A 25,768-nucleotide genomic window follows, 5' to 3' on the forward strand; every position below is an offset into this window, starting at 1 on the left:
ATCAGAGCGTGAAGCAGACCGGATACCGATAGAGCAGGCATTGCAGGCGGAAGCTCGCACGCTCGATCGCCCGGGCATCCTCGGGGGTAAAGACGTGGCCCGGCTCGGCCATGGCCGCGAGGCGGCCGCGATCCCCGAGGATACGCGCCGCGGTGATCGGGCCCGTGCCAGGGATCGAGCTCCACGGCTTGGCGGCCGCGTCGAAGGCGAACCGGAGCGTGTCGCGGTCGGTCGCGAGGTCCTCGCCGCGCGGGTCGAAGGAGACCACGGGCGGCGACGCGGCGAGCGCGGCGACGAGCGAGGCGATCCAGCGCGAGGTGCGCGCCATGCGGTCGTAGTGGAGCGTGTCCGGTAGGTCCGAGGCGCGGTGATACCGAGGCGTGCGGCCGCTCGAGAGAAAGAGGAATGGGACGCCGTGATCGCGGAAGACGTCGTAGTCCGAGAAGGGCTGCGGCGCGTAGCCGGGGATGTTCTCGACCGCGTGGATGCCGAGGCGGCGAACGTCGAGGCCTGGCTCGCGGACGGCGTCGACGATCGCCGGAAGGCCGCTGGTTTTTTCGGCGCCACACGCGAAGATCATGTCGGCGGTGTGGCGCCAGACGACGCCGCCGATGAGGTCGAGGACGACGGCGAGGCGGATCGAGGAGAGGTCGCCGATCTCCTTGGGGAGCGTGGCGGCGAAGCGCTGCGAGCCCTGGCGCGGGGTGTTGAAGTAGGGCGATTCCTCGGTGTTGAAGAAGACGACGGCGATGCCGTACGGGCGCGGGTGCTGCGCGAGGAGCGAGGGGATCGCGCCGAGGAGGACCGCGACGGCCGCGGCGTTGTCGTCCGCGCCGAGGAGGAGGCCTTCGTCGGTGTTGCCGAGGTGATCGAAGTGCGCGCCGAGGACGATGGTGCCGCGCGGTTCGCCCGGGCCTTCGGGAGGGATCCATCCGAGCACGTTGTGCCCGAGCGGCGAGCTCGGCTCGGCGAGCGGCGCGAGGTAGCCGCCGAGCGAAGGAAAAGGTTTTACGTTGGCCGCGGCGAGCGCATCCGCGAGGTAACGCGCCGCCGCGGCGTTGCCCTCGCTGCCGGGGACGCGGCCGCCCCACGCGGGCGCGGCGAGCGTCTCGACATGCGCGCGCAGCGTGGGCGAGAGCGGGTCGGTTTGTGGGAAGTGGCGGCCCGAGAGCTCACGCACGCCGACCTGATCGAGGACGAGGAGAAGCGCGACGGCGAGGACGACGAGCGCGGCGATGCGGCGGCGACGCGAGCGAGGCTTGCGTGGCGCTTTCGCCACGGGATCACGGGCCGGAGACGCTGGCGTGGGAGCGCTCGCCACGACGAACCACGCTTCAGACCGAGGAGGCGATCACGGTGAGGATCGTGCCCTCGCCGAGATCGGGCACGCGCTGGGCCGCGACGCCGTAGGAGCGGTTCGTGATTTCGAGCTTGCCGCGGAAGGGGCCGCTCTGCGTCTTGTTCGCGAGATCGAGTGCCTCGACCGCCTGCGCGTTGACGTCCGGCGTGACGGGCGCGCCGTACGCCTTCCCGTCGCGGACGAGGAAGACGTAGACGATGGGCACGTTCTTTTGCTTCTCGCGTTCGGCGCGGTCGAGGAGCTCGCGCTTCGCCATCTCCTCGAGCCGGAGCGCGAAGCGCCGGAAGGACCAGCCGGTGACGAACATGCCCTTCACCTGGCCGTCCTTGTCCTTCACGGGATGCGCCGCGACCCACTGCGTGTCGGGCCCGGTGCGCACGCCGCGCATCTCCTGCATCTCGCCCCACGCCTCGACGAGGCCCGCGCTCGGCTCGAGGGCCTTCTTGAGCGAAGGGAACGCAGAGAGGACCGACTTCTGCGCGAGCAGATCCGGATCGGCTTCGCTGCGCAGCGCGATGCCCGTGGTGTCGACGAAGGTGAAGAACGTGCTCTTCGCGATGTCGAGGTCCTTCACCGACGCGCGCGCGCCGCGGATGGCCTTCTGCAGCGCGACGAGGTTTGCCCCGGGATCGCTGTCGACGACCTCGCCGAGCTTCTTCGCGCCCTCGGGCAAGCCGCGGCGCACCTGCGCGGCGTCCTCGTTCGCGACAGGCACGAGCTTGTCGAGCACGTAGCCCGCAGCCTGCTCCTGCTCCTTGCTGTTGTCCTCACACCCGGAGAGCGTCGCCACGAGGGCGGCAGGGACGATCAGAGAAGCGAGAGAGCTCGAACGCATCGGGACCTCATGCGCGAAAACGCACGCGCGGGTGCATGCTACTAGAATGTCTCGGGCGTGACGAAGACGATCTCGACGCGCGCATTACGCGCCCGATCGCTGCCCGCAGGATCGACGACGGGCGAGGCCGCCCCCGCGAGGACCACGTCGACACGCGGCGCGTTCGCGGTGCGGAGCGCCGCAGCAACCGCATCGGCACGCGCCTTCACGGCCGCCTGCTCCTTCGCCGAGGGCTCTTTGTCCTGATGCACGACGACCGCGAGCGGGAAGCGCGGGTTCTCCGCGGCGAGCTTGCCGAGCCGCGTGATCTGCTCGGTCGCGGCGGGCGTGAGCTTGTCGCCGGCGAAGAGGTTGCGCAGCGTGACCACGATGCCGCGATCGTCGCGCGAGGGAGAAAACGCCCGCGTCGCGGAGATCTCGCCGAGGAGCGCGTCCCCCGCGCCGGGTGCGCGCGTGACCGGCGTCATGGCGCGGCGCATACCCGTGAGCGCGGAGAGGCAACTCGAACGGGCGCGCGTGGCGAGATCGATCGGCGCAGGGCCGGTCGATGCAAGCGACTCGTCGAGCTTCTTCACGATGAGCTGGGCCTCGTCGAGCTCGGCGACGAGCGCGTCGCGGGTCGGCGCGCCGATGGGCGCGGGCGTGTCCGCCTTCGGCGCGGGGACCTCGGGCAGGAGCAGGCGCGCGGCCGTGCAGAGCATGCGCGCTTCGAGGGCGAGCGATCGCGCCGCGGCGACGCGTGCCTTTTCGCGCGCCGCATCCGCAGGGCCGGACGGCGCGACGGGCTGCGCGTCGCGGGCGACCTTGATGCGGGCTTCGAGCGCGGCGACCTCGGCCGCAGCGCGTGACTGTTCGCCATCGAGCGAGGAGAGCTCGGCTTGGCGCGAGGCAAGCTCGGCCTCGGCGCTCTTCGCGTCCGTCTCCGCGCGCGCGACGCGGGCGAGCGTGTGGGCGTGCGCGTACGCGGCGAGCGCCGACTCGGCGTGGAGCTGCGCGCCCGCGACGTCGCCGGCCTCGTACGCGGCGTGCGCTTCCTTCCGGTGTTTTTCGGCGCGCGCATACGCGAGCGGCGCGAGGTCACGCGCCTCCTTCGCCGCGGCGCCCTGCTGCACGGCATCGACCTCCGAGAGGATCGGCGGGCGCGGCACCGGAGCGCACGCCGAGGCGAGCGCGACGAGCGCCGCGAGGAGCATTCGCTTCATCACTTCCCCTTCCCCTTCTTGGGGACCACGGCCGCGCCGCCGCCGGCCTTCTTCAGGGCCTTGGCGTCGTCCTTCTTGGCCGGTTTGTCCTTGCCCTTGCCCGCGGCGATACGCGCATCCTCGGCCTTCGCGGCGGCCTCGCGGGCCTCTTTCTCCTCGGCCATCGCGCGCTCGAGCTCGGCCTCGGCGCGGCCTCGCCGGGCCTGCGTCTCTTCGAGCAGCGCGCGCGCTCGCTCGGCCTGCGTCGAGGCCACCTTCGCCTTGTCGGCGACGGCGGCGGCCGCCTGCTCTGCCTCCGCGGCGCGAAGCAGATCCCGCGCCGTCTCCGCCCATTCGAGCGCGAGCCCGTCGAGGAGCCGCGCGTGCGGGACGTCGCCCGAAGCTCGCGCGCCGTGCGCCCGTTCGAGCGCTTTCTTCGAACGCGTCATCGCGTCGGCGACCGCTTTCTTCGAGCGCGGATCCTGGGCCTTGGCTTCGACGTCGCGCAGGATCTTGAGGGCCGTCGCGCCGTCGCCCGGCGGCGGCGGCGGGACCTCGATCGGCGGGCTCGCGACGCCTCCGCCGTGCGCGAACGCGGGCGTGGCGAGGAGCGCGGGCAAGAGGAACGCGACGCCGGCGAGCAGCCTTGACCGCGGGCGATCGAGCCTTGGGCCGGACGAGAGGAGGTGACGCACCAGACGCGGGGTAGCAAAGGGGCCGAGCGCAAGCAAGACGGCTGTCCGCGCTCGGGGCGCTTCAGTGATGGAGGAAATTCTTCACCGACCAATCGATCTGCTCCGTGAGCCGCTCCATCTGCGGCCGCGCCCCGCCCGCTTCGAGGACGAAGACGCGATCGTCGGTCACGAAGATCGTGAGGTAGTAGAGGTACGGATCACCGCCCTCGTCGTGGCCGAAGCGGAGCTGCGTCCCCGTGAGGCCCGCGCGATCCTTGACCTCGCGTTTTTCGAGCAGCGCGTAGCCGCCCATGTCGCGCATGCGGTTCTCCATCGCGCGCACCCAGAAGGCGCGCTCGCCCTTGGGATCGTTGTCGAACGCGCGGACGCCGAGCACCACGCCGTCGGCCGTCGTGGCGCGGTACTCGGTGCGGCCGTACCGATCTTCGAGCTCGACGAACCCGGGCGGCGTGGCCGGCTCGAACGGGCGGCAGGCCGAGGCGAAGAGCAGGGCGAACAGGGCGATGGAGCCAATTCGGGATCGCACGAAATACTCCGTCACAGGCTGAGCAGCCGGCCGAGGCCGAGCTCGTAGATCCAGGGCACGGGCAGGTTGAAGCGACGCTTGCCGAGCTCGGCCGAGCTCCGCGGCTGGAACGTCACGGTGATGGTCGAGAACGCCGCGCGATCGCGGAGGAACTTCATGCGCCCTTCGAGCCGGTCGATGGTCTCGGCCACGCGCTCGAGCTCCTTCTCGATCGCGATCGACTCTTCGACCTTCGTCGCCTTCGCGAGGAGCTGCTCGAGCCTTTCGCGCACGGCGCGCGCGTTCTTCAGGCGGATCTCGGTGTCGTGGTACTCCTCGGTCACGTCCTCGACCTGCACGTCGCGCGAGAGCATGTCTCCGAGCTTCTCGATACGCCGGATCGCCTCGTCGAAGCGGGCGACCGGCACGCGGATCGTGATCGACTGATCGTTTCGCCGCGCGAGGAAACCGCCGAGGCTCCGCGCGAGCGACTCGACCTCGCCGAGCGAGCTCTTCACCTCGTAGACGGCCATGTTCACGCGGGCCGTGTAGACGAGCATCGGCGCGCGCATGACGGCCACCGTGCCGTCGCCTTCGAGCTGCTTGCCCGTAGGCTCCGCGAGCGGCTTGCCTTCCCTCCCGACGGGCTCGCCCTTCGCAGGGGAATCTTTTTTCTCGCCCCCGGACGGCAGCTCCCGCGGCGGCGGGGGCGGCGCCGCGGGGGCCGCGTTCGCTTCTTCTTTGCGCAGGCCCAGCGCGAGGCTGCCCGGGGTCGTGCTCGCGTACGAGATGCCATCCTCGTCGCCGCCGCTCGCCGTGAGGGCCTCCTCCGTACCCTCGACGGCACCCGTGACCATGATTTCCGCGGGCACGCTCGCGTCGGCCATGGATCGCGAAGGCTCGTAGGAGCGCGCTTGCGCGCCCGCCAAACAAGCCGGCAAGAGTCCGAGGATCACGCTGGAGAGCGCGAGGAACACTTTCGGTCGCATCGTTGGTCCTGGTCGAGGAGGCGCCTTGGTGTGGCGACCACCACGTTACATGCGCCAACGTCGCGAGCGAAGGGGCTCGTGCGCCTCAGGTGCCGCGCGGCGCCCCACCCGCGAGCTTCCGCGCCCGATCGATCTCGCGCGCCCAGTACGACACGCCCGCCAAGGTCCCCGCGCAGGCCGACGCGATGAGCGCGCCTTCCACGAGATCGTGCGCCGCGATCGCCGTGACCACCGCGACGAACTGCACGCACGTAGCGAGCTTGCCAGGCACGTTCGATCGCGCCCCCGCCCGCCGCGCCCCACGAAACCTCGGGCTCACGAGCACCCACGCGAGCAGCGGCGCCTCCAGGATCTCGCGCGAGAGCAAGGCCAGCGGCGCCCACGCGGGCATGCGCCGGGTGTAGAGCAAGGTGCCCACGACGGTCACCGCGAAGACCTTGTCCGCGATCGGATCCACGACCGCGCCGACGGCCGTGAGCTGACCCCGGCGCCGCGCGAGCCAGCCGTCGAGCACGTCCGTCAGCGCGGCCATGAACAGCACGGCGAGCGCGGCCCGCACGTCGTCGACGACGAACGGGAAGATCGCCGCGAGCGGCAGGCGCAGCGCGCTGAGGACGTTCGGCAAGAGACCGAGATCCGCGACACGGTACTGCGGCATGAAGGCCCCCCCCGGGTCGTTCAGTCCGCCCGCACGGTCACCACGGGGACCGGGCTCTTTCGTACGATCTTCTCCGCCACGCTGCCGAGGATCAGGTGTGCGACGCCGGTGCGGCCGTGCGTGCCCATGACGATCATCGTCGCGCCGAGCTCTTGCGCCGCCGCGAGCACCTCCGTCGCGGGATCGCCCTCGCGCAGCACCGCGGCCACGCCTTCCTGCTTCGCGAGCTGATCCAGCGCGCGTTGCGCCGCCGCGGCCACCTCCGTGTGGAAGCCGGGCAAGAGCGTCGGTTCGAGGCCCGGGTACGTGTAGACCGGGAGCTGATAGGCGTGCACCAGCACGACCTGGCCGCCGAGGCGCGCGGCGAGATCCTTGGCCAGCGCGAGCGCCTTGGCCGAAGCGGCTTCGAAGTCGATGGGGACCAGCAGTTTCACGTTCGCTCCCGTCGTCATGGATGCTCCTATTCTCCCGGGGAGCGCAGGTTGCAAGCTCACCCCGGGCCGCGCAACCAGGGAGATCTCGCCCCCGAGCGGCACCTCCTTGCTCGGCTGCCGGGGCCCGCCCGAGGAGCTTGCACGCGCCGAGCCAGGGCGGGGCGCGCTGCTGCTTTCTCGCGGCGCGGGGAGGCCTCGCGGTACGCTCGTCCTCGCCGTGAAGAGCTCGAACCTCCGCGCCACCGTCACCGTGCACGCCTACGCCGTGACCGTCGTGGACGACTCCCAGCGCGCCGGAGCCGCCCCGCACGAGAGCGCGAGCCCTCCCTCGGTGGTCGTCATGCCGACCATCGACGACGTCGTGGGCGGCGTCTACCGGCTGAAGCGCCTGCTCGGCGCCGGCATGTTCGGCAAGGTCTACGTCGCCCAGCGCGAGGACGTCCCCGAGCACCAGGTCGCGCTGAAGATCCTGCCGCGATCCCACTTCGCCGGCCGCAACGTCGAGCGCGAGCTCGTCATGCTGGCGACGGTCGGACACCCGAACGTCGTGCAGATGAAGGACCACGGCACGACGCCCGAATACGTGTGGCTCACGATGCCCGTCTACCGCGGCGAGACCCTCGCCGAGCGGCTCGAACGCGGGCCGCTCGGCCTGCGCGAGGCCCACGACGTATTTCTCGCCATCGCCCGCGGCCTCGAAGCGCTGCACGCGGCGGGCCTGCGGCATCAGGACATCAAGCCGGACAACATCTTCCTCGCCACGTTCGGCGGGCGCGTGCACCCAATCCTGCTCGACCTCGGCGTCGCGGCGGAGCGCGAGGGCACGTTCGTCGCGGGCACGGCGCTCTACGCCTCGCCCGAGCAGCTCGCCGCCATGAGGGGCAACCTCGCGGCGCTGCCCATCAGCGAGAAGATGGACACGTACTGCCTCGCCGCGACGCTGCTCGTCTCGCTCGTCGGCGAGGATCGGTACCCGGGTTCCACGGCGAACACGATGGACGACCTCGAACAGGCGCTCGAGGTTCGCGCCAAGCATCCGCTGCCCGAGGGCACGCTGCCCGAGGTGCGCGGCTCGGCGCGTGAGCTCATCGATCGGGCGCTCGCGCGGTGGCTCGCGCATGATCCGCAGGAACGACCGGCCATGAGCGAGCTCGCCGAGGAGCTCGACGTCCTGCTCGAACCGGAGCGCGAGATCGCCCGCGCCGAGGAGCGACAGCGCCAGAAGCAACGCGCCTCCTTGCAAGCGTTCCGCGTGTCGGCGGGCGCGCTCCTGCTCCTCGCCGCCGCGGGCGCGGTCGTCGCCTTCTCCAAGCGCGAGACCTTCAAGCTCGCGACGGAGCTCGAACGCGCGCGGGCCGAAGGCGCGCGGCAGTTCGATCAGATCGAGATCTGCAACGCCTCCTACAAGACCGCGATGTCGGACGTCGACAAGTGCAAGGCGTCCGCGAGCAAGGACAAAAAACTCTTCGAGGAGCAGCTCGACGCGCAGATGAAGCTCTGCGAGTCGGGCAGCGAGCTCGACTGCGCCATCGAGATCAAGAAGGTCCGCGATCAGGGCGCGGCGCGCCTGCAGACCTGCGAGGAGACCGCCGAAAAGGCCGAGACCGAGTGGAAGCGCCGCGAGGCCGAGTGGGACAAACAGCGCGTCGCCCTCGGAAACGAGCGCGACGAGCAGCGCGCCCTCGCCGACAAACGGGCCGAGGAGCTGAAAAAGCTCACGGAGGAGCGGGAGCGCGGAGTCGCCGAGCAGAAGACGTGCAACGACGAACGGGAAAAACTTCGCGCCGAGGTGAAGTCTTCCGGCGCAGGCGCGACGAGCCCCGCGAGCTCCGCCTCCGTCTCGCCCCCGCCTTCCCTCACGTCGATCGCCTCGGTGGGCCCGCCCCCGCCCCCTCCCCCGCCTCCAGCGCCTCCGCCGCCTCCACCGGCGCCGCCTGTGCCGCCCGCGCCGTAGCCGCTTCCCCGCGGTCGATCCTCGTCGACGACCCTTGCTCCTCCCACTAGCTTCTTCGCCGCGCGGCGCGCTTGTTCCTCCGGCGCGGCCTTGCTATCCGTAGGAAATCTTCCGATGCGTAACATTTCGCGCCGTGAGATGATCGAGCGCCTCGCCGCCGCGGGGCTCGTCCTCGGCGGGGCCGCCGCCCTCGCGAAGACGCGCTTCGATCGCGGCTCGATCACCGAGGGTCCTTCGAAGGATCGTCCGCAGACGCGGGACTATCGGCTCAAGGACGCGCCTTCGGAGCTCCCGAAGCTCGTCGTCGCGAAAAACGAGGCCGAGCCCGAGGCGCTCGTACGCAAGGCGGTCGCCGCGCTCGGCGGCATGAACCGCTTCATCTCGCGCGGCGACATCGTCGTCGTGAAGCCGAACGTCGGCTGGGATCGCACCCCGATCCACGCGGCGAACACGAATCCGCGCGTCGTCGCCGAGGTCGTCAAGCTCGCCTACGACGCGGGCGCCAAGCGCGTCGTCGTCACGGACGCCTCGTGCAACGAGCCGAACCGCTGCTTTCAGCGCTCCGGGATCTGGAAGGCCGCGTACGACGTCGGCGCCGAGGTCGTGCTCCCCGCGGCGCACCGCTTCCGCGGCATGCGCCTCAAGGGCGAGGTCCTCGACGAGTGGCCCGTCTACACGCCGCTCATCAACGCGGACAAGGTCATCAACGTCCCCATCGCCAAGCACCACAACCTCTCGAAGTACACGGCGGCGATGAAGAACTGGTACGGCTCGCTCGGCGGGCGCAGAAACCGGCTGCACCAGAACATCGACGTCTCCATCGCGGATCTCGCGACGTTCATGCAGCCGACGCTGACCATCGTCGACGCCTGGCGCGTGCTCGTGCGCAACGGCCCGCAGGGCGGCAACATCGCCGACGCGAAGGAGATGCGCACGCTGCTCGCCTCGACGGATCAGGTCGCGGTCGACGCCTACGGCTGCCAGCTCATCGGCCGTTCGCCCGAGGAGATCCCGTACCTGCGCATGGGCCACGAGCGCGGCCTCGGCACGATGAACTGGAAAGACCTGCGCTGGGTGGAGGTCTGACGATGGCCGCTCCCGCTGTCGTCGGAACGGCCAAAGCCCCGGCTGCGAAGCCCGCCAAGGTGAAAGGGCGCGCCGGCTCGGGCATCGAGGCGCGTTTGTCGATCCGCATCCTCGTCTGGGTGCGTCGCGTCTCGCAGGCCGGCTTCCTCGCGCTGTTTCTTTATTTCCTCTTCCAGACCGCGTTCCGCGGCTCGTTCGCGTCCGCCGAGACCGCGGTGCGCCTGCCCCTGCCCGTCGAGGCGTATCTGCTCGCCGACCCGTTCGTCGCGGCGATGACGTTGCTCTCGACGCACACGGTCTATCGCGGGCTCGCGTGGTCGGTCGGCCTGCTCGCCGTCACCCTCGTCTTCGGCCGCGTCTTCTGCGGATGGATCTGCCCGTTCGGCACGCTCCACCATTTCTTCGGCTGGATCTTTCCGTCTCGGTATCTGCGCGGGAACAAGCGCGTCGAGTCGAACAAGACCGCCTCCCGGCAACAGGTAAAGTATTACCTGCTCTACGCGTTCCTCGCGGCGAGCGTCGCAGGCAGCGCCATCGGCGGCCTCTTCGATCCGATCTGCGTCGCGGTCCGCGCCATCGGCCTCGCGGTCGTCCCGGCTCTGCAATACATCACGGGCGTCGCGAGCTTCGCGGCGGGCCAGGCCGGCGTGCGCCCCGTGCAGGGCGCGACCGACGCCGCGCAGGATTTCCTGGCGCAGACCGTCTGGCAATCGAAGCAATTTTATTTCCACCAGACCTGGTTCATCGGGATCCTGCTCGTCGCGATCCTGTTCATGAACCGCGTGATCCCGCGGTTCTGGTGCCGCGTCCTCTGCCCGCTCGGCGCGTTCCTCGGCGTCTTCGCCCGCTTCGCGCTCTTCGGCATGGAGAAGGACCACGCGAAGTGCACCGATTGCAATCTGTGCCTCGTGCATTGCCAGGGCGCGGATTCGCCGCAGGGAGGCGTGAAGTGGCGCCAGGACGAGTGCCACATGTGCCTCAACTGCGAGAATGCCTGCCCGGAGGACGTGATCAAGTTCCGCTTCCTCCCGAGCCGCAAGAGCACGATCTCGAAGCCGGACACCGGCCGCCGCACCGCCATTGCCTCGGCCGCCGCCGGCGCCGTGGTCATCCCGGCGATGCGTATCGCCGACGTCATCGACGCGAACTACGACCACCGCGTCATCCGGCCGCCGGGCTCGGTCGAGGAGCGCGAATTCCTCGAGCGCTGCATCCGCTGCGCCGAATGCATGAAGGTCTGTCCGAACAACGCCCTGCACCCCGCGTTCTTCGAGGCCGGCGTCGAAGGCATCTGGACCCCGATCCTCATCCCGCGCATCGGTTATTGCGAGCACTCCTGCGTGCTCTGCGGCCAGGTTTGTCCGACCGGCGCAATCCAGAAGATCACCGAGGACCAGAAGCTCGGCATCAACCAGAAGCCCATCTCGATCGGCACCGCGTTCTACGATCAGGGCCGCTGCCTGCCCTGGGCCATGGCCACGCCGTGCATCGTTTGTGAAGAGTTCTGCCCCACCTCGCCCAAGGCCATCTGGGTCGAGGAGGTCGACATCCCGAAGCGCCTTCCCATGGCAGGCGAGGACGGCAAGGAGCCCGGGATGACCACCGTGCACGTGCAACGCCCGCACGTGGATCCTTCGCTCTGCATCGGCTGCGGGGCGTGCGAAAAAGTCTGCCCCGTCCAGGACAAGCCCGCCGTCTACGTGACGAACGTCGGCGAGACCCGGTCGAAGACGAACGTCATCCTGCTCGAAGACACGAACTACAACCGACCCGGCTGAAGCGCTTTGCGAAAGCGCCGCCGAGCCGCCGCCCCCGGCGCAGGAAAGGCGCGCCCGCGTTCGCTCGCGCCACGCGAACCAAACCTTCGACAAGCCCGTTCGACCGCGTCGTTCTCGAACGATTCCGCTTGTGTTAGGTTCATGGTTCGTTCAGCAAACTAGCGGCGCTCACGTGGGCAAGTGGAGGGGAACAACGTGGCCAGCGTGGATGGGCAAAGCCTTCGGGCCGCATGCCATGGAGGGCTCTGCCGCGCTCGATTGGACACGTGAATCCGTGGCCGAGCCCTTCGAGCGCCTGTACACGGCGGCGCTCCGCGCGCTCGACGCCGATCTTCTCCTGCTTTACCTGCCGAACGAGAGGCGCGTGCTCGAGCTCGTCGCCCATCGCGGCGGCCCGCCGGAATGGCCCCATCCGCTCCACCGCATCACACCGAGCGCGTCGAGCCTCGTCGCCCGGGTCGCCCGCGAAGGCACGACCGACGGCGCCGACGCCGAGGCGCCCGCGGCTCCCGAGGACGTCCGCGTGGCCCACGCGGCGAGCGGCGTGCGCCATTTCATCGCCGCGCCCGTCGCCTTCCCCGATGGAAGCGCCGGCGCGCTCGTCGCGGGTTTGTCAGGACCGAACAGCCCGAAGACCCGCGGCGCGCTCGAAGCCCTGGCCGGCCTCGCGGCGAGCGTCCTCGAAGAGAAGCGGGCGAAAGGCGAGGCCCACGCGAAAGCCGAGGCCTGGCAATACGCGTTCGAGCGGTTCTTCGACGCCGCGATGGACAGCATCCTCGTGGCGAACGACGACGGCCGGTTCCTCGAAGCGAATGCCGCGGCCTGCAACCTGCTCGGCCGGAGCCGCGAAGAGATCCTCGGCCTCACGATCCACGAAATCACCCCGGGCCACGGCAATGCGCGGTTCGAGGAGCTCTGGCGAACATTCTTGCGCGAGGGCACCCAGGCCGGTCATTTCACGTTCGTCCGCGGCGACGGCAGCACGGTCGACGTCGAGTACCACGCGCGGGCGAACGTGGTCCCCGGCTGCCACGTGGCGGGCCTCCATGACGTGACGGAGCGCAACCGCGCCGCGGAGCGGATCCGGCACGACCACGAGAGCCTCTCGCGCGCGCAGCGGGTCGCGCGCGTGGGCAGCATCGACTGGGACATCCGGGCAAACGAGGTCCGCTGGTCGGACGAGTGCTACCGCCTGCTCGGCCTCGAGCCCACCCCCGCCCCGCGCACGCTCCGGGACGCGAACGCGCTCCTCGCGGCGCGCATGAGCCCCGAGGAGCAGGCGCGCTTACGCGCAGCCTACGAGGCGGCACGCGAGACCGGCCGCACCTTCTCGGTCGACATCCGCATCCGCCTCCCGGACGGCGAGGAGCGGCTGCTCCACCAGGAGGCCGACATCGAGCGCGACGCGGCGGGCAGGACCGTGCGGGTCGTCGGAACGCTGCAAGACGTGACCGAGCAGCGCCACGCCGAGCAGGCGCTCCAGAGGGGCCGCGAGAGCCTCGCGCGTGCGCAACGCGTCGCGCACGTCGGCCACTGGGAGTGGGATGCGAAGACGGACTCGTCGTCCTGGTCCGACGAGGTCTACCGCATCTTCGGCCTGCCGCCGCGCGCGGGCCCCGAGCCGCCGCAGACGCTCGCGAGCGCGCTCCACCCCGAGGATCGGATGCGGGTCCTCCTCGGCTTCCGCTCGCTCTTCGAGGAGGGCGAGCGCTACTCGTGCGAGCACCGGATCGTCCGGCCGAACGGTGAGCTCCGGATCGTCCGGGTCGAGGCCGAGCTCACGCGGGACGAGGCGGGCAAGCCGCTCAGCGTGCTCGGCGTCGTGCAGGACATCACGGAGCTGCGGCGCGCCGAACGCGAGCGCGAGGCGCTGCTCCGGGCCCTCGCGGACGAGCGGCGCTGGCTCCGGGCCGTCATCGAGAGCTCGCCGGTCGGCATCCAGCTCTGGGAAGGCGTGGTGTCGCCGCGGGTCACGCAAAACCGCATGGCGTACCAGCTCCTCGGCAACCTGGTCGAACCCAGCCCGAACCTCGACGAGCTGCGGAGCCTCGTCACGCGCCCGGACGGCTCGCCGATCGAGCATGGCGATCTGAGCGTCGAGCGCGCGATGCAGGGTGAGGTGATCATCGGCCGCGAGTTCATCCTGAAGCGGCACGACGGGTCGATCATGCACACGCTGGTCAACGCCTCGCCCGTGCGCGACGAGAGCGGCGCGATCCAGGGGGCGGTGGTCCTCTTCAACGACATCACCGCGATGAAGGAGCTCGCGCGCCTGCGCGAGGAGTGGACGAGCATCGTCGCGCACGATCTGCGGCAGCCCGTGACCACGATCCTCGCGACCGCGGCGCACCTCGTCCGCTGCGTCGACGAGCCTGCCACGAAGGTCAAGGCCGAGCGCATCCGGTCGAGCGCCGAGCGGCTCATCCGCATGACCGACGATCTCTCGGACCTCTCGCGCCTCGACACGCACAAGCTCGAGCTCGTGCGGGCCGCGACGAGCCTCGAGGCCCTGCTCCGGCAGATCGTCGAGGACATGGCCGACGAGGAGGCGCGCGCGCGCATCTGGCTCTCGCTCGATCGGGACGTGCCGCTCGTGCACGTCGACGCGGCGCGCATCCAGCAGGTGGTGGAGAACCTGGTCTCGAACGCGGTGAAGTACGGCAAGCCCGGGACGCCGATCGTGGTCCGGCTGGGGGTGCGGGACGCGGAGGTCGTGCTCAGCGTGTGCAACGAGGGGCCGGGGATCGATCCCGAGCTCATGCCGCGGCTCTTCTCGCGTTTTCAGCGGGGGATGGCGGGGGCTTCGCGGATCAAGGGGCTCGGGCTCGGCCTCTACATCTGCCGCGGCCTCGTCGAGGCGCACGGCGGCGCCCTCCGGGTCGAGAGCGAGCCCGGCAAGACGACGACGTTCTCGTTCACGCTGCCGATCGGCGCGTGATCGTCACTGGGCGCGGAAGCCCTCGGCGGGGCGGAGGCGGGCGGCGTAGAGGCTCGGCACGATGGTGGCGACGAGGCAGATCACGATGGCGATGGCGCCCGTGATGATGAACTCGAGCGGCCGCACCTGCACGGGCAGCTCCGAGATGAAGTAGACCTTCGGATCGAGCGGGAAGCCGTAGACGAGCAGGCCCTTGCAGACGGCGACCCCGAGCAGGAGCCCGAACGTCGTGCCGAGCAGGCCGATGATCCCGCCCTGGTAGAGGAAGATGCGCAGGATCTCCCCGTCCGTCGCGCCCATCGCCTTGAGGACCGAGATCTCCTTCGTCTTGTCGAGCACGACCATGATCAGCGTGGCGACGACGGTGAACGCGGCGACGACGATGATCAGCGCGAGCACGCCGCTCATCAGGATCTGCTGGATGAGCAGGGCCGTGAACAGGCCGTGGTTCAGCTCCTCCCAGTCCATCGTGTGGTAGAGGCCGCTGGCGAGGTTCTGGCTGATCTGCTTGGCGATGGGCTTCGCCTGGTCGATGTCGTCGACCTTCATCTCCACGCCGGTGACGGTGTCGCCCTGGTCGTAGAAGGCCTGCGCCTCGTAGAGGTCGGTATAGACGAGCTTCGAGTCGTATTGATCGAAGCCGGCCTCGAAGAGCGCGATGACGCGGAAGCGCTTGGCCACGGGCGGCTTCAGCGATCCGCCCGAGTACGAGTAGCCGATCGTCGGCGACGTGACCGTGACGCAGTCGCCGAGGCCGAGCTTCAAGGTCTTCGAGAGCGACATGCCGACCACGATGCCGGGCAGCTTCGCGACCTCGACCGGATCGGCGCAGAGGTCGGGATCGACCTCCGCGGGCACGTCGTCGTCGTCCGGCAGCTTGCTCGCGTAGCCGCCCTCGGGCTCGACCGAGCCGACGGGCGCGCCGTCGGCGACCTTCTCGTCCGCAGCGGCGACCTTCTCGTCCGCCGGTTTGTCGGCCTTGGGTTTGTCGGCCTCGGGTTTGTCCGCGCCCCCGAGCTTGCCGGCCTCGATCGCGAGGATCTCCTCGATGCCCCCGCCGCTCGGCTCGAGCTTCTCCTTGTCGGGCGCGGGCGCCTTCTCGGCCTTGCGCAGATCCTCCTCGATCGCGCGGAGCAAGCCCTGCGTGCCCGAGCCGCCGTCCGCGCCCGCGTCCTGATCGAGCGGGCGTTTCTCCGGCAGAATCGGCACGGGCGGCAGCTCCGGCCCGCCGCTCCGCCGCTCGGGCGGCTTCGCGCCGGGCAGGCGCAGGCCGTTGAGGGAGCCGAACTTCACCTGCTTCGGCAAGTCCAGGACGAACGGAGATCCCTCGGGCTGCCCCACGCCGAGGCTCGTCGCGGGATCGACGCCCTTGAGCAGCACGCCCGTGGCCGTCGCGTCGCCGTGCGTCAGCATCATCGGGTTGATGCTGAACGGCGCCACCGCGCGCACGCCGGGGACCTTGGCGACCTGATCCATGATCGAGCGGTACTCCCGGAAATCCGTGGAGTACTTGAGCACGAGCACGTGGGCGTTCACGCCGAGGACCTTCTCGCGGAACTGCGCCTGGAAGCCGCCGGTGACGCTCATCACGGTGGCGAGCGCAGCAACGCCGAGCGTGACGCCCAGGATCGCGAAGGCCGTGCCGACCGAAATGAACGCGCGCTTCTTGCTCCCCAGGTACCGGAGCGCAACCTCGAGAGGGTAGCCCATCTGGCGGAGCCTCTAGCAGAAGGGGCGCGGCGCAGCACGCCCTAGCTTCGGGGCGGGCATGGGAGCGTATCGGGGCGACGGTGAGGGCCCTTCGGGCGGCGCCCGAACATCGTCCCTGAAAGCCAATCCAGCCTGGACCGGACAGACGTCCTCCACGCTCTTCTCGTGCTCGCCGCGTCCTGCTACGATGACCCCTAGCTTCCCGATCTATCTGCGATCTCCTGCATGTCTCCTCCGGACAACGAGCCCCCTGCCTTGCCCAAGCCGCCTGCGGTTCCCAAAGTCGCAGCGGGGAGCTCGCCCCAACCTGGGGGCGGGAAACCCGCTGCGGGAACGAAGCCGCCGCCGCCCGTGCCGCCGATCCCCGCGGGATCTGCGCGCCCTGCGGCGCCCGGCATTCCGCGCCCGGCGACGCTGCCGTCGGTGAAGAAGCCGTCGCTCCCGCCCGCCGCGCCGCCCGCGCCGCCCGCTGCGGCCGCGACGAACCCTGCGAGCGTGCCGCCGCCGCCGGCCAAGGCCAGCGTGCCGCCGCCGGCGATGCCGAAATCGCCTTCGATCCCCGCGCCGCCGCCGGTGATCCAGATCGAAGAAGAAGCGCTCGATCCCGAGCTCGCGATGCTCGCGAAGTCGCAGATGGAGCTCGACGCCGGCGCGCGGCGGAGCCGCCTCTCGGCGCCCGACGGCGACGCCCCGCGCGGCAGGCTCAGCTCGAACCCGGACGAGCCGCACCAGGTTTCGCGGCGCTCGTACGAGGATCTCTTGCCCGCGTCGCGCCGCGGCGAGCAGGACCCCGACATCCCGCCGCCCGCGCACGTCGACGCGGAGCGCGCGCCGGGCTCGAAGGATCCGTACATCGGGACGACCTTCGATCATCGCTACAAGATCGAAAAGCTCCTCGGCGAAGGCGGCATGGGGTTCGTCTACCTCGCCCGCCACAAGGTCATCGACAAGAAGGTCGCGGTGAAGGTCCTGCGCTCGGACATGGCGCGCGACCGCGAGATCCTCGAGCGCTTCCTGCAGGAGGCGCGCGCCGCGTCGAGCATCGGCAACCCGCACATCATCGACATCTCCGACTTCGGGGATCTGCCGGACGGCTCGACGTACTTCGTGATGGAGTTCCTCGACGGCAAGAGCCTGATCCAGCTCAACGAGGACAAGGCCAAGCGCCTCGAGCCCGAGCTCATCGCGAAGATCGCGATCCAGATGGCGAACGGCCTCGCGGCGGCGCACGAGCGCGGCATCATCCACCGCGATCTCAAGCCCGAGAACATCTTCATCATCCAGCGCGGGATCGACAAAGAGTTCGTCAAGATCCTCGACTTCGGCATCGCGAAGGTCGCGACGAGCGGCGACAACAAGCTCACGCGCGCTGGCGCGGTGTTCGGCACGCCGCACTACATGTCGCCCGAGCAGGCCGCGGGCGCGCCGCTCGATCACCGCACCGACATCTACTCGCTCGGGATCATGCTCTACGAGATGGTGAGCGGTCAGCTCCCGTTCGTCGCGGACAACTTCATGGGCATCCTGAGCCAGCACATGTACCAGCCGCCCACGCCGCTGGCGAAGCTCGGCCTCGAGCCCCCGTGCCCGCCCGATCTCGAGGCGATCATCTTCAAGTGCCTGTCGAAGGCGCCCGAGGATCGGTACCCCGACATGGCCGCGCTCGCGCACGATCTGCAGCGCTTCCAGCAGGGCCACGTGCCCGACGCCGTCGCGGAGATGGCCTCGCGGCCCGACGGGCTCTCGACCTCCGTGCCCGACGGGGTCGCGGAAAAACCCAAGAAATCGCCCTGGATCCGGTTCGTCGCGGTGGGCGCGGCGGTCATGGGCGCGACGCTCGGCACGGTGCTCATCCTGCTGAGCGGCCCGGCGCAGAAGGGGGATCCCAATGTGGCCGCGTCGCAGGTCGTGACAGCGCCGCCCGCGCCCACGGCCACCACGGCGACGAAGAAGATCGTGCTCGTCGACGTGGATCCGCGGGACGCGAACGCGTCGACGACCTACGGGGGCAAGCAGCTCACGTTCCCCGCGAACTTCGAGGTCGAGCCGGGCAAACCCGTGACGCTCGAGGTGAGCGCCAAGGGCTACACTTCGCAGACGATCACGATCGACGGCTCGCAGGACAAGCAGACCGTCAAGCTCGTCGCGATCGCGGGGACGACGCCGGCCACGACCGACGCCGGGACCGCGCGCCCGCCGACCACGAAGGGCTCGCACGTGGGCCCGCTGCCCACGAACAAGAAGGGCAACTCCGGGGGGAACAGCGGCGGCGATATCGTGGACATCTACCACGGCGGCACCAACAAGTAGTGAGGGGCGTCGCCGCGCCCGAAGCGTGGTAAAGCCGAGCGCCGTGGAAGGCGTCGCTCACCTCATCGAGAAGGTCCCCGAAGACGTGCTCGGGATTTGCCGCCGCCTGCGCGAGAACGGCAAGCGGGGCTGGATCGTGGGCGGCTGCGTGCGGGATCTCCTGCGCGGCGAGCCCGCGAAAGACTGGGACGTCGCGACCGACGCGCGGCCGGAGGAGGTCATGCGGATGTTCCGCAAGGTCATCCCCACGGGCCTGCAACACGGCACGGTCACGGTGCTCCTGCGCGGCGTGCACTACGAGATCACGACGCTGCGCGGAGAAGGCGCATACAGCGACGGGCGAAGGCCCGACTCGGTGGAGTTCGTCGACGACATCAGCGCGGACCTCGCGCGGCGCGACTTCACGGTGAACGCGATCGCCCTCGATCCCGTGGACGGCCACGTGATCGATCCGTTCGGCGGCGAGCGTGATCTCGACGCCCGCGTGGTGCGCGCGGTGGGCGATCCGCGCGAGCGCTTCGGCGAGGACGGGCTCCGGATCCTGCGGGCCGCGCGCTTCGCGGCGACGCTCGAGTTCACGATCGATCCCGACACCGAGCGCGCGATGGGCGAGCCGCGATCGCACGTGACCTTCCGCCGCGTGAGCGCCGAGCGCGTGCGCGACGAGTGGCTGAAGAGCATGCGCGCGCGGCGGCCGAGCGTGGCGTTCGAGGCCATGCGCCGCACGGGCGTCCTCGAGATCACCTGCCCGGAGCTCGTCGAAGGCGTCGGCTGCGCGCAGAACAAGTGGCACGCGTTCGACGTCTGGGGCCACGTGATGGCCTGCCTCGACGCGAGCGAGCCCGTGCCGCTCCTCCGCGTGGCGGCGCTCCTGCACGACATCGCGAAGCCGCGGACGCGCGCGTTCTCCGAGAAGACCGAGGACTACACGTTCTACGATCACGAGAAGATCGGCGCGGAGATGGCGACCGAGATCCTCGGGCGGCTGCGCTTCTCGAACGAGGAGCGCGACCGGATCGCCGCGCTCGTCCGGCATCACCTCATCTGTTACGACGAGGGCTGGACCGACGCGGCCGTGCGCCGCTGGATCCGCCGCGTGACGCCGGATCTCGCGCCGGATCTGTACGCGCTCGCGCTCTCGGACGTGCGCGGCAAGGGGCGTGACGCGACGGACGAGGTGCAGGCGATCGAGCGGCTGCGGGCGCGCGCGACGGGCCTGCTCGCGGCGGGCACGGCGCTCGGGACGAAGGACCTGAAGATCCGGGGAAATGAGCTCATGCGGGAGCTCGGCATCCCGCCGGGGCCCGTCGTGGGGGAGATCCTCGCGGCGCTCGTGGAGGTCGTGACCGACGATCCGGCCGAGAACGAGCGCGCTCGATTGCTCGCTGCGGCGCGGCGGCTCTACGACGAGCGTCCCAAAGGCGAGGCTTGAACCCCGAGAAAACGCGTCGACGCGCGGCGCGCGATTGGGTAGACGGCGCGGCCGTGACTCGCAAGTTCCTCGTGTGCCAGAAGCCCCACGCGGGCGCCGCTTGAACGATGCAGACGACCCACGAGCCCCCCACGGAAAACCTCCCGACGCTGCCGGATCGCGAAGGGCTGGGTGACGAGGAAAAGCGCCTCGGCGCCGCGTTTCGCGCGCGGTACGCCTCCGAGTTCCGCGAGCTCGTCGTGCGCCGCGAGGTGAAAAATCCCGCGGTCACGCTGATCGTGATCTCCTACCGCGCCGGCGACTACCTGCTCGATTGCCTGCGTCACCTCCGCGGACAAACCGTCGCGCTCGACCTGCCTTACGAGATCCTCCTCGCGGACAGCGGCGGGCTCGAACATCTGCGGGATCGGTACGGCAACCTCGTCGACGTCGAGCTCCGGCTGCGCGACGGGCTGCCGCTCAACGTGGCGCGGAACGCGGCGATGGGCTGGGCGCGCGGCGAGCTCGTGGCCTACATCGACGACGACGGGCTCGTAGTGCCCGACTGGCTCGAGTACGGCGTGAACCTCTTCCGCGACGAGACCATCGGCGCGGCGCGTGGCCGCATCGTCCCGCACAAGCACCCCTGGTACAACGTCTGGGCCGGGCACTACGACCGCGGCGACGAGCTCTGGGACGAGGACAACGTCTCGACCGAGGGCAACATGCTCATCCGCCGCGCGGTCTACCTCGCGATCGGCGGCTTCCGCGACGACCTCTACGGCGGCGAAGGGCTTTACCTCGCCTACCGCATGAAGCGCGCCTTCCCCACGCTGCGCTCGGTCTACGCGCCGGGGATGATCATGCGGCACGACTACTGCCGATCGGTGCGGGAGTTCATCTGGAAGTCGCGAAGGTACAAGGACGTGCGCAAGAAGATCACGGGCATCGAGCCCGCGTTCGACGCGTACATGGCCGTCTTCGACGCGCGGAAGAAGCCCGTCCGGAAGCGCACGCGGACGGAGGAGGTCGTGCTCGCCGGCATGCGCGCGGCGCAGTCGGTCATCGCGCGGATGCCGGTCTTCGACCGCGTGAAGCGACGCTGAGGCCTTGCGCGGGGGCGGCCTCGTGTGACAAGGGGTTCGGGTGTTCGTCGACGAGTCGGAGTGGATCCGCGACGTCCTCGCAGGGACGACGCTCCCCAAGGGCGCGACCGTGCTCGACATCGGCTCCTCCACGCTCCACTTCCGCACCGTCGTGCAGCCGCACCTCGATCGGAACGTGTTCGCGCCGCTCCGCGCGCGAGGCCTTCAAGTGCTGCACCTCGACGCGCGGCCGGAGCCGGGCGTCGACATCGTCGCCGACGTGACGAACTTGAAGGGCGTGGAGCGCACGTTCGATCTCGTGCTCTGCACGAACCTCCTCGAGCACGTGACCGATCGCGAGGCGACGCTCGGTCACATGGCGCGCGTCGTCGCGCCCGGCGGGCTGCTCGTGCTCACGGTGCCGCGGCGGTATCCGATTCACCCGGATCCGATCGACACGGGGTACCGCCCGACGGCGGCGGAGCTCGTCGCGCTGCTCGGCTGGCCCGAGGTGCTGCGGCAGGAGGTCCTCACGATCCGCGCGCCCGAGCATTACCAGGGGTTCAAGCGCGCGTGGCGGCGGCTCTTCTCACCGTGGCAGATCGCGTGCGTGCTCGCGCGAAAGCCCGCGTGAGAACGCGCGCCCGGCTTGCATGCGCGGGCGCGTTCCTTTAAGGACTCCGCCCCATGCGCCTCGATTTCAGCCTCTCCGCCGTGATCGCGACCTCGACCGAGGTGCACCCGTGAACCGCGTCTCCGAGGAAGTCCGCGGTTACTACGACGATCACCTCAAGGCCAGGCTCAAGGGCTTCGTCGACGGCAACCTGCGCGTCGAGCGTGCGTGGAAGACCGTGGAACGCTGGGGCGGGCGCCCTTCGCGCATCCTCGAGGTGGGCTGCGGCATCGGCGACATCTCGTGGCGCATGAACCGCCGCTGGCCCACGAGCACGGGCGTGGGGCTCGACATCAGCCCCGCCTCGCTGGAGACCGGCCGCAAGCTCTTCGGCTCCCATCGGCTCTCGTTCGTCGAGGGCCCCCTGACCAAGGGCCTGCTCACGGGCCGCTTCGACCTCGTCGTGATGATGGACGTCTACGAGCACATCGCGCGCGCCGATCGCCCGACGTTGCACGAGGCGCTCGCCGATCTCCTCTCGGACGAAGGCCGGCTGGTCCTCGCCTTCCCGACGCCGCGGTTCCTCGCGTGGCTGCGCGACAATCGCCCGCACGAGATCCAGCCGGTCGACGAGGACGTCGACGTCGACACGATGCGCACGCTCGCGGCGGACACCGGGACCACGGTGCTTTTCTACGAAGAGATCGACGTCTGGCACCAGGGCGACTACGCGCACGCCGTGCTCGGCAAGCGCAAAGGGTGGAAGCGCCCCGAGCGGCCCGAGGGGCAACTCCAGAAGCTCGTGGGACACGTGGAGCGACGGCTCCGCCCCGTGGTGCCGCCGCGCGAGGAGCGCATCCGTCTCGTGCGCGAGCGGCTCGGCCCGTCCGCGTATCCGGCTTAGCAGGGCCCGCTCACGCGCCCTTCTCGGCCGGCTGGCCGAAGATCCCGTACCACACGCCCGGGCACAAGAACCGCACGCCGAACGCGTAGGGCGGGAGTGCGACCACGAGGAGCAAGAGCCCGGTCGTCTTCACCGAAGCCGCGGGCAGCGCCCACGCGAGCGCGCTCCGGGCGAGGACCAAGAGGCCCGTGAATGCCAGCACGAAGAGCACGGGCCGCGCCATCCGGGCGAGGTAGACGCGGGCCGGGAGCGCGACGAGGCTGTGCGTGATGGCTTTGATGGCCACCGAGAGCGGCATGAACACGATGAGCCACGCCCAGCAGACGCCCATCACGCCATGACGCACCCCGATCCCCATCGCGCCGGCCATGATGACGAGGGAGAAGAGGTTCCAGCGGAACCCGATGTCCGAGCGCCCCTTCGCGTTGATGATGAGCCCCACGCACGACACGACGCACTTGAGGGCGCCGAGCACGGCGAGGATGCGGACGTAGGGGATGATGGAGATCCACTTCTCGCCGAGGTAGCCCCCCACGACGAACTCGGTCGCCACGCCGAGGAAGGCGAGGATCGGCGCCGTCACGACCGCGAGGCCCGAGGTCGCGTTGAGGTACCCCTCGCGCAGCGCAGCGTCGTCCTTCTGTTGCCGCGCGAAGGCCGCGAACATGACCTTCGTCACGGGCGGCGTCATCTGCGAGTAAGGGAAGTGCGCCAGGTTGAAGGCCTGCGTGTAGAACCCGTGGGCCTTGGTCCCGAGGACGTAGCCGACCGCGAGGTAATCGAGGTTGTTGTAGAGGTAGTTCGCGCCGAGCTCGCCTGCGAGATACAGGCTGAAGCGGCGTAGCTTCTTGAGCTCGTCCCAGCGGAAATGAAGCCTGAGCCGGAAGCGCGCGAGCCTGAGCGCGAGCACGCTCGCCACGGTCTGGGCGATGAGCGCTCCCCAGACGAGGCTGTACACCCCGAAGCCCAGGTACGCCGAGGAGATGGCGATGGTCGCGGACAGGACCGCGGACGTGAAGCTCACGATGACCTGCTGCGCGAAGCGCATCTCGCGGGCCAGGAACGCGAGCGGCATGTTCATGAGCGACGAGCTCAGGAACGTGGCCGCGTAGGCGATCCCGACGCCGATGAGGCGTTCGTCGCGGTAGATCCACGCGATCAGCGGCATCGCGAGCGCGCCGAGCGTGAAGACCAGGGCCCCGGCGCCGACGCTCGCCCAGAACGCCGTCTGCAGCTCGTCCTCGCTCAGATCACGCCGCTGGATCACGGCGGTGTTGAGGCCGAGGCTCGAGATGGACCCGAAGAACCCGAGCGCGACGGAGGCGGTATAAAAGAGGCCGAAGTCCGAGGCTTCGAGCAGACGCGCGAGGATCGGGGTGCCGACGAGCCAGACGCCGTGCGTGACGATCTGCGCGAGCGAGACCCAGCGGATCCCGCGGCGTACCTGCTCCTTGATCTCGTTGCCCGCGGCCTTTTGCGGCGGGGCGACGGTGGTCAAGCGGCTCCGAGCCCCGACCGGCCTCCACGCGCGAAGAAATCGCGGTACCAGGCGGTCGTGCGATCGAGGCCGGCGACGAGGCCGTAACGAGGCCGGATCCCGAGCACGCGCCGGGCCTTCTCGGCGTCGAGGTACTGGTGCGCGATCTCGTGCGTGGCCTGCCCGCGCACGTCGGGTTCGAGGCTCGATCCCATGCGCTCGAGGATCGCCCGCGTCATCTCGAGCACCGTAAGCTGGTTGCCCGCGGAGATGTTGAAGGCCTCGCCGTGGATCGCGGGATCCTCCATCGCGCGGGCGAGATCGAGGTACGCGTCGACCGCGTCCTCGACGTAGAGGTAGTCGCGGATGAGCGTGCCGTCGCTGCGGATGACGGGCCTGCGATCGGCGAGGATGTCGCGGATCACGCCGGGAACGATGCGGTTCCAGTTGAGATCCCCGCCGCCGTAGAGGTTCGCGCAACGCGTGATGGTGATCGGCAGGCGGTAGGTGACCGAGTACGTCCGGGCGATGAGGTCCGCGCAGGACTTCGAGACGTCGTACGGGTGCTCGCCTCGGAGGGCCATCGACTCGGTGTACGGCAGGGTATCGTGTGAGCCGTACGCCTTGTCGCTCGACGCGAGCAGCACGCGGCGCACGCGCGGCGACCTTCGCGCCGCCTCGAACACGTTCCAGGCGCCGGCGATGTTGCTCTCGAACGTGCTCACCGGGTTCGCGTTCGCGATGCCCACGATGGTCTGCGCGGCGAGGTGGAAGACCGACTCGATCTCGTGCTCGCCCATCACCCGTTCGAGCAGCTCGCGGTCGCGGATGTCGCCGCTCACGAGCGTCATGCCCTCGGCGATCGTCGTGCCTTTCACGCCCTTGGTGAAGAGCCTCGACGTCGGGACGAAATCCCGCACGAGGCCCACGACGTTCGCGCCGAGCGAAACGAGCCGCTCGCTGAGCCACGATCCGAGCAGCCCCGTCGCGCCCGTGACGAGGATGTTTCGCTCGCGAAAGAACGCGCGATCGGCGTCCTCGTCCCTCACCAGACCTTCCACGGCGCTCCTCCCGTCCAGAGGCTCCGGAGCATCTCCAGATCACGCATCGTGTCCATGCACTGCCAGAAGCCGCGGTGCTCGTAGACCATCAGCTCGCCGTCCTTGGCCAGCCGCGCGAGAGGTTTTCCTTCGAGCACGCAGCCGTCGTCGTCCTCGAGGTAGTCGAAGAAGCGGCGGCTGAAGACGAAGAAGCCGCCGTTGATGCACCCGTCGTGCATCAGGGGTTTTTCGTTGAACTCGACGACACGCGAGCCGTCGCGGAGAAGCTCGCCGAAGCGCGACTGCGGGAAGACGCCCGTCACGGTGCCGATGCGGCCGTGCTCGCGGTGGAACGCGAGGAGCCGGCCGATGTCCACGTTCGACACGCCGTCGCCGTAGGTCACGCAGAACGTGTCGGTGTCGACGTACTTCTCGATGCGCTTGATGCGCGCGCCGGTCATCGCGCGCGAGCCGGTCTCCGCGAGCGTGACGCGGAAGTCTTCTTCTTCGCCGGCCGGCGGCTCGTGGAGCGTGATCGCTCCGCCCTTGCCGAGATCCAGCGTGAAGTCGCGGCTCATGGCGCGGTAGTCGAGGAAGTATTGCTTGATGACCTCGCCCCGGTAGCCGAGGCACACGATGAAGTCGCGCAACCCGTGATGCGCGTAGCTCTTCATGATGTGCCAGAGGATCGGACGATCACCGATGGTGATCATCGGCTTCGGCCGAAACTCGGTCTCCTCTCGGAGACGCATCCCCTGGCCACCCGCGAGGATGACGACCTTTTCACGCGACACGGGGAAAAGCG

Annotated in this window: 21 protein-coding genes; 9 read left to right on the forward strand and 12 right to left on the reverse strand. The window is 69.8% G+C overall.

Annotation, left to right across the window (positions count from 1 at the left end):
• Position 1: 1 nt before the first annotated feature.
• From QHF84_RS44515 to QHF84_RS44550, 8 genes are all read right to left on the reverse strand, one after another.
• On the reverse strand, positions 2–1,279 hold the full coding sequence (locus QHF84_RS44515) for a M28 family peptidase (protein WP_281319691.1): 1,278 nt from the start codon (positions 1,277–1,279) through the stop codon (positions 2–4).
• Between the two features lie 55 nt (positions 1,280–1,334).
• A complete protein-coding gene (locus QHF84_RS44520; protein WP_281319692.1) occupies positions 1,335–2,195 on the reverse strand; it encodes a hypothetical protein in 861 nt (286 codons plus the stop codon).
• Positions 2,196–2,236: 41 nt separating this feature from the next.
• On the reverse strand, positions 2,237–3,397 hold the full coding sequence (locus QHF84_RS44525) for a hypothetical protein (RefSeq protein WP_281319693.1): 1,161 nt from the start codon (positions 3,395–3,397) through the stop codon (positions 2,237–2,239).
• The gene (locus QHF84_RS44530) at positions 3,397–4,071 is read right to left on the reverse strand and encodes a hypothetical protein (protein WP_281319694.1); all 675 of its coding nucleotides are present in this window, start codon (positions 4,069–4,071) and stop codon (positions 3,397–3,399) included. The genes QHF84_RS44525 and QHF84_RS44530 overlap by 1 nt, the downstream gene beginning before the upstream one ends.
• Before the next feature lie 61 nt (positions 4,072–4,132).
• Positions 4,133–4,597: a serine/threonine protein kinase gene (locus tag QHF84_RS44535; protein WP_281319695.1), complete on the reverse strand. Its 465-nt coding sequence runs from the start codon at positions 4,595–4,597 to the stop codon at positions 4,133–4,135.
• 11 nt (positions 4,598–4,608) lie between these two features.
• A complete protein-coding gene (locus QHF84_RS44540) occupies positions 4,609–5,565 on the reverse strand; it encodes a DUF4349 domain-containing protein (RefSeq protein ID WP_281319696.1) in 957 nt (318 codons plus the stop codon).
• A gap of 85 nt (positions 5,566–5,650) precedes the next feature.
• The gene (locus QHF84_RS44545; RefSeq protein WP_281319697.1) at positions 5,651–6,223 is read right to left on the reverse strand and encodes a CDP-alcohol phosphatidyltransferase family protein; all 573 of its coding nucleotides are present in this window, start codon (positions 6,221–6,223) and stop codon (positions 5,651–5,653) included.
• A 20-nt stretch (positions 6,224–6,243) separates the two neighbouring features.
• Positions 6,244–6,675, reverse strand: a complete 432-nt coding sequence (locus QHF84_RS44550; RefSeq protein ID WP_281319698.1) for a universal stress protein — start codon at positions 6,673–6,675, stop codon at positions 6,244–6,246.
• Between the two features lie 199 nt (positions 6,676–6,874).
• Between QHF84_RS44550 and QHF84_RS44555 the strand changes: the two genes are divergently transcribed.
• The 4 genes from QHF84_RS44555 to QHF84_RS44570 all read left to right on the forward strand — a co-directional run bounded on the left by QHF84_RS44555 (position 6,875) and on the right by QHF84_RS44570 (position 14,413).
• Positions 6,875–8,611 (forward strand): serine/threonine protein kinase, encoded by a 1,737-nt coding sequence (locus tag QHF84_RS44555; RefSeq protein ID WP_281319699.1) that lies wholly within the window; start codon positions 6,875–6,877, stop codon positions 8,609–8,611.
• Positions 8,612–8,725: 114 nt separating this feature from the next.
• Positions 8,726–9,697: a DUF362 domain-containing protein gene (locus QHF84_RS44560; protein WP_281319700.1), complete on the forward strand. Its 972-nt coding sequence runs from the start codon at positions 8,726–8,728 to the stop codon at positions 9,695–9,697.
• A gap of 2 nt (positions 9,698–9,699) precedes the next feature.
• Positions 9,700–11,475, forward strand: coding sequence for a 4Fe-4S binding protein (locus QHF84_RS44565; RefSeq protein ID WP_281319701.1), 1,776 nt, complete (start codon positions 9,700–9,702; stop codon positions 11,473–11,475).
• 235 nt (positions 11,476–11,710) lie between these two features.
• A complete protein-coding gene (locus QHF84_RS44570; RefSeq protein WP_281319702.1) occupies positions 11,711–14,413 on the forward strand; it encodes a sensor histidine kinase in 2,703 nt (900 codons plus the stop codon).
• Between the two features lie 3 nt (positions 14,414–14,416).
• Here QHF84_RS44570 and QHF84_RS44575 read toward each other — a convergent pair whose 3' ends face one another.
• Entirely contained in the window at positions 14,417–16,123 is a 1,707-nt protein-coding gene (locus QHF84_RS44575) for an ABC transporter permease (RefSeq protein ID WP_281319703.1), read from the reverse strand.
• A gap of 423 nt (positions 16,124–16,546) precedes the next feature.
• Here QHF84_RS44575 and QHF84_RS44580 point away from each other — a divergent pair, with 423 nt between their 5' ends.
• The 5 genes from QHF84_RS44580 (at position 16,547) to QHF84_RS44600 (ending at position 22,446) form a co-directional block, all read left to right on the forward strand.
• Entirely contained in the window at positions 16,547–18,433 is a 1,887-nt protein-coding gene (locus tag QHF84_RS44580; protein WP_281319704.1) for a serine/threonine-protein kinase, read from the forward strand.
• A 43-nt stretch (positions 18,434–18,476) separates the two neighbouring features.
• Positions 18,477–19,865 (forward strand): CCA tRNA nucleotidyltransferase, encoded by a 1,389-nt coding sequence (locus QHF84_RS44585; RefSeq protein ID WP_281319705.1) that lies wholly within the window; start codon positions 18,477–18,479, stop codon positions 19,863–19,865.
• Positions 19,866–19,972: 107 nt separating this feature from the next.
• Positions 19,973–20,950: a glycosyltransferase family A protein gene (locus tag QHF84_RS44590; RefSeq protein ID WP_281319706.1), complete on the forward strand. Its 978-nt coding sequence runs from the start codon at positions 19,973–19,975 to the stop codon at positions 20,948–20,950.
• A 40-nt stretch (positions 20,951–20,990) separates the two neighbouring features.
• Complete coding sequence (locus QHF84_RS44595) at positions 20,991–21,563, forward strand: methyltransferase domain-containing protein (protein WP_281319707.1); 573 nt, start codon at positions 20,991–20,993, stop codon at positions 21,561–21,563.
• Between the two features lie 109 nt (positions 21,564–21,672).
• A complete protein-coding gene (locus QHF84_RS44600; RefSeq protein WP_281319708.1) occupies positions 21,673–22,446 on the forward strand; it encodes a class I SAM-dependent methyltransferase in 774 nt (257 codons plus the stop codon).
• A 10-nt stretch (positions 22,447–22,456) separates the two neighbouring features.
• On the opposite strand, the gene QHF84_RS44605 is transcribed toward QHF84_RS44600, so the two are convergent.
• The 3 genes from QHF84_RS44605 to rfbF are packed head-to-tail and all read right to left on the reverse strand — an operon-like array spanning position 22,457 to position 25,757.
• Positions 22,457–23,944 carry a lipopolysaccharide biosynthesis protein gene (locus QHF84_RS44605; RefSeq protein ID WP_281319709.1) on the reverse strand — a complete coding sequence of 496 codons (1,488 nt, stop codon included), beginning with the start codon at positions 23,942–23,944 and terminating at the stop codon, positions 22,457–22,459.
• Complete coding sequence (locus QHF84_RS44610; RefSeq protein ID WP_281319710.1) at positions 23,941–24,984, reverse strand: GDP-mannose 4,6-dehydratase; 1,044 nt, start codon at positions 24,982–24,984, stop codon at positions 23,941–23,943. The genes QHF84_RS44605 and QHF84_RS44610 overlap by 4 nt, the downstream gene beginning before the upstream one ends.
• Positions 24,969–25,757 (reverse strand): glucose-1-phosphate cytidylyltransferase, encoded by a 789-nt coding sequence (rfbF, locus tag QHF84_RS44615; protein WP_281319711.1) that lies wholly within the window; start codon positions 25,755–25,757, stop codon positions 24,969–24,971. Before rfbF ends, QHF84_RS44610 begins: the two co-directional genes overlap by 16 nt.
• Positions 25,758–25,768 lie beyond the last annotated feature (11 nt).

It is taken from the genome of Polyangium sp. y55x31, assembly GCF_029946505.1.
Taxonomy (GTDB): domain Bacteria; phylum Myxococcota_A; class Polyangia; order Polyangiales; family Polyangiaceae; genus Polyangium.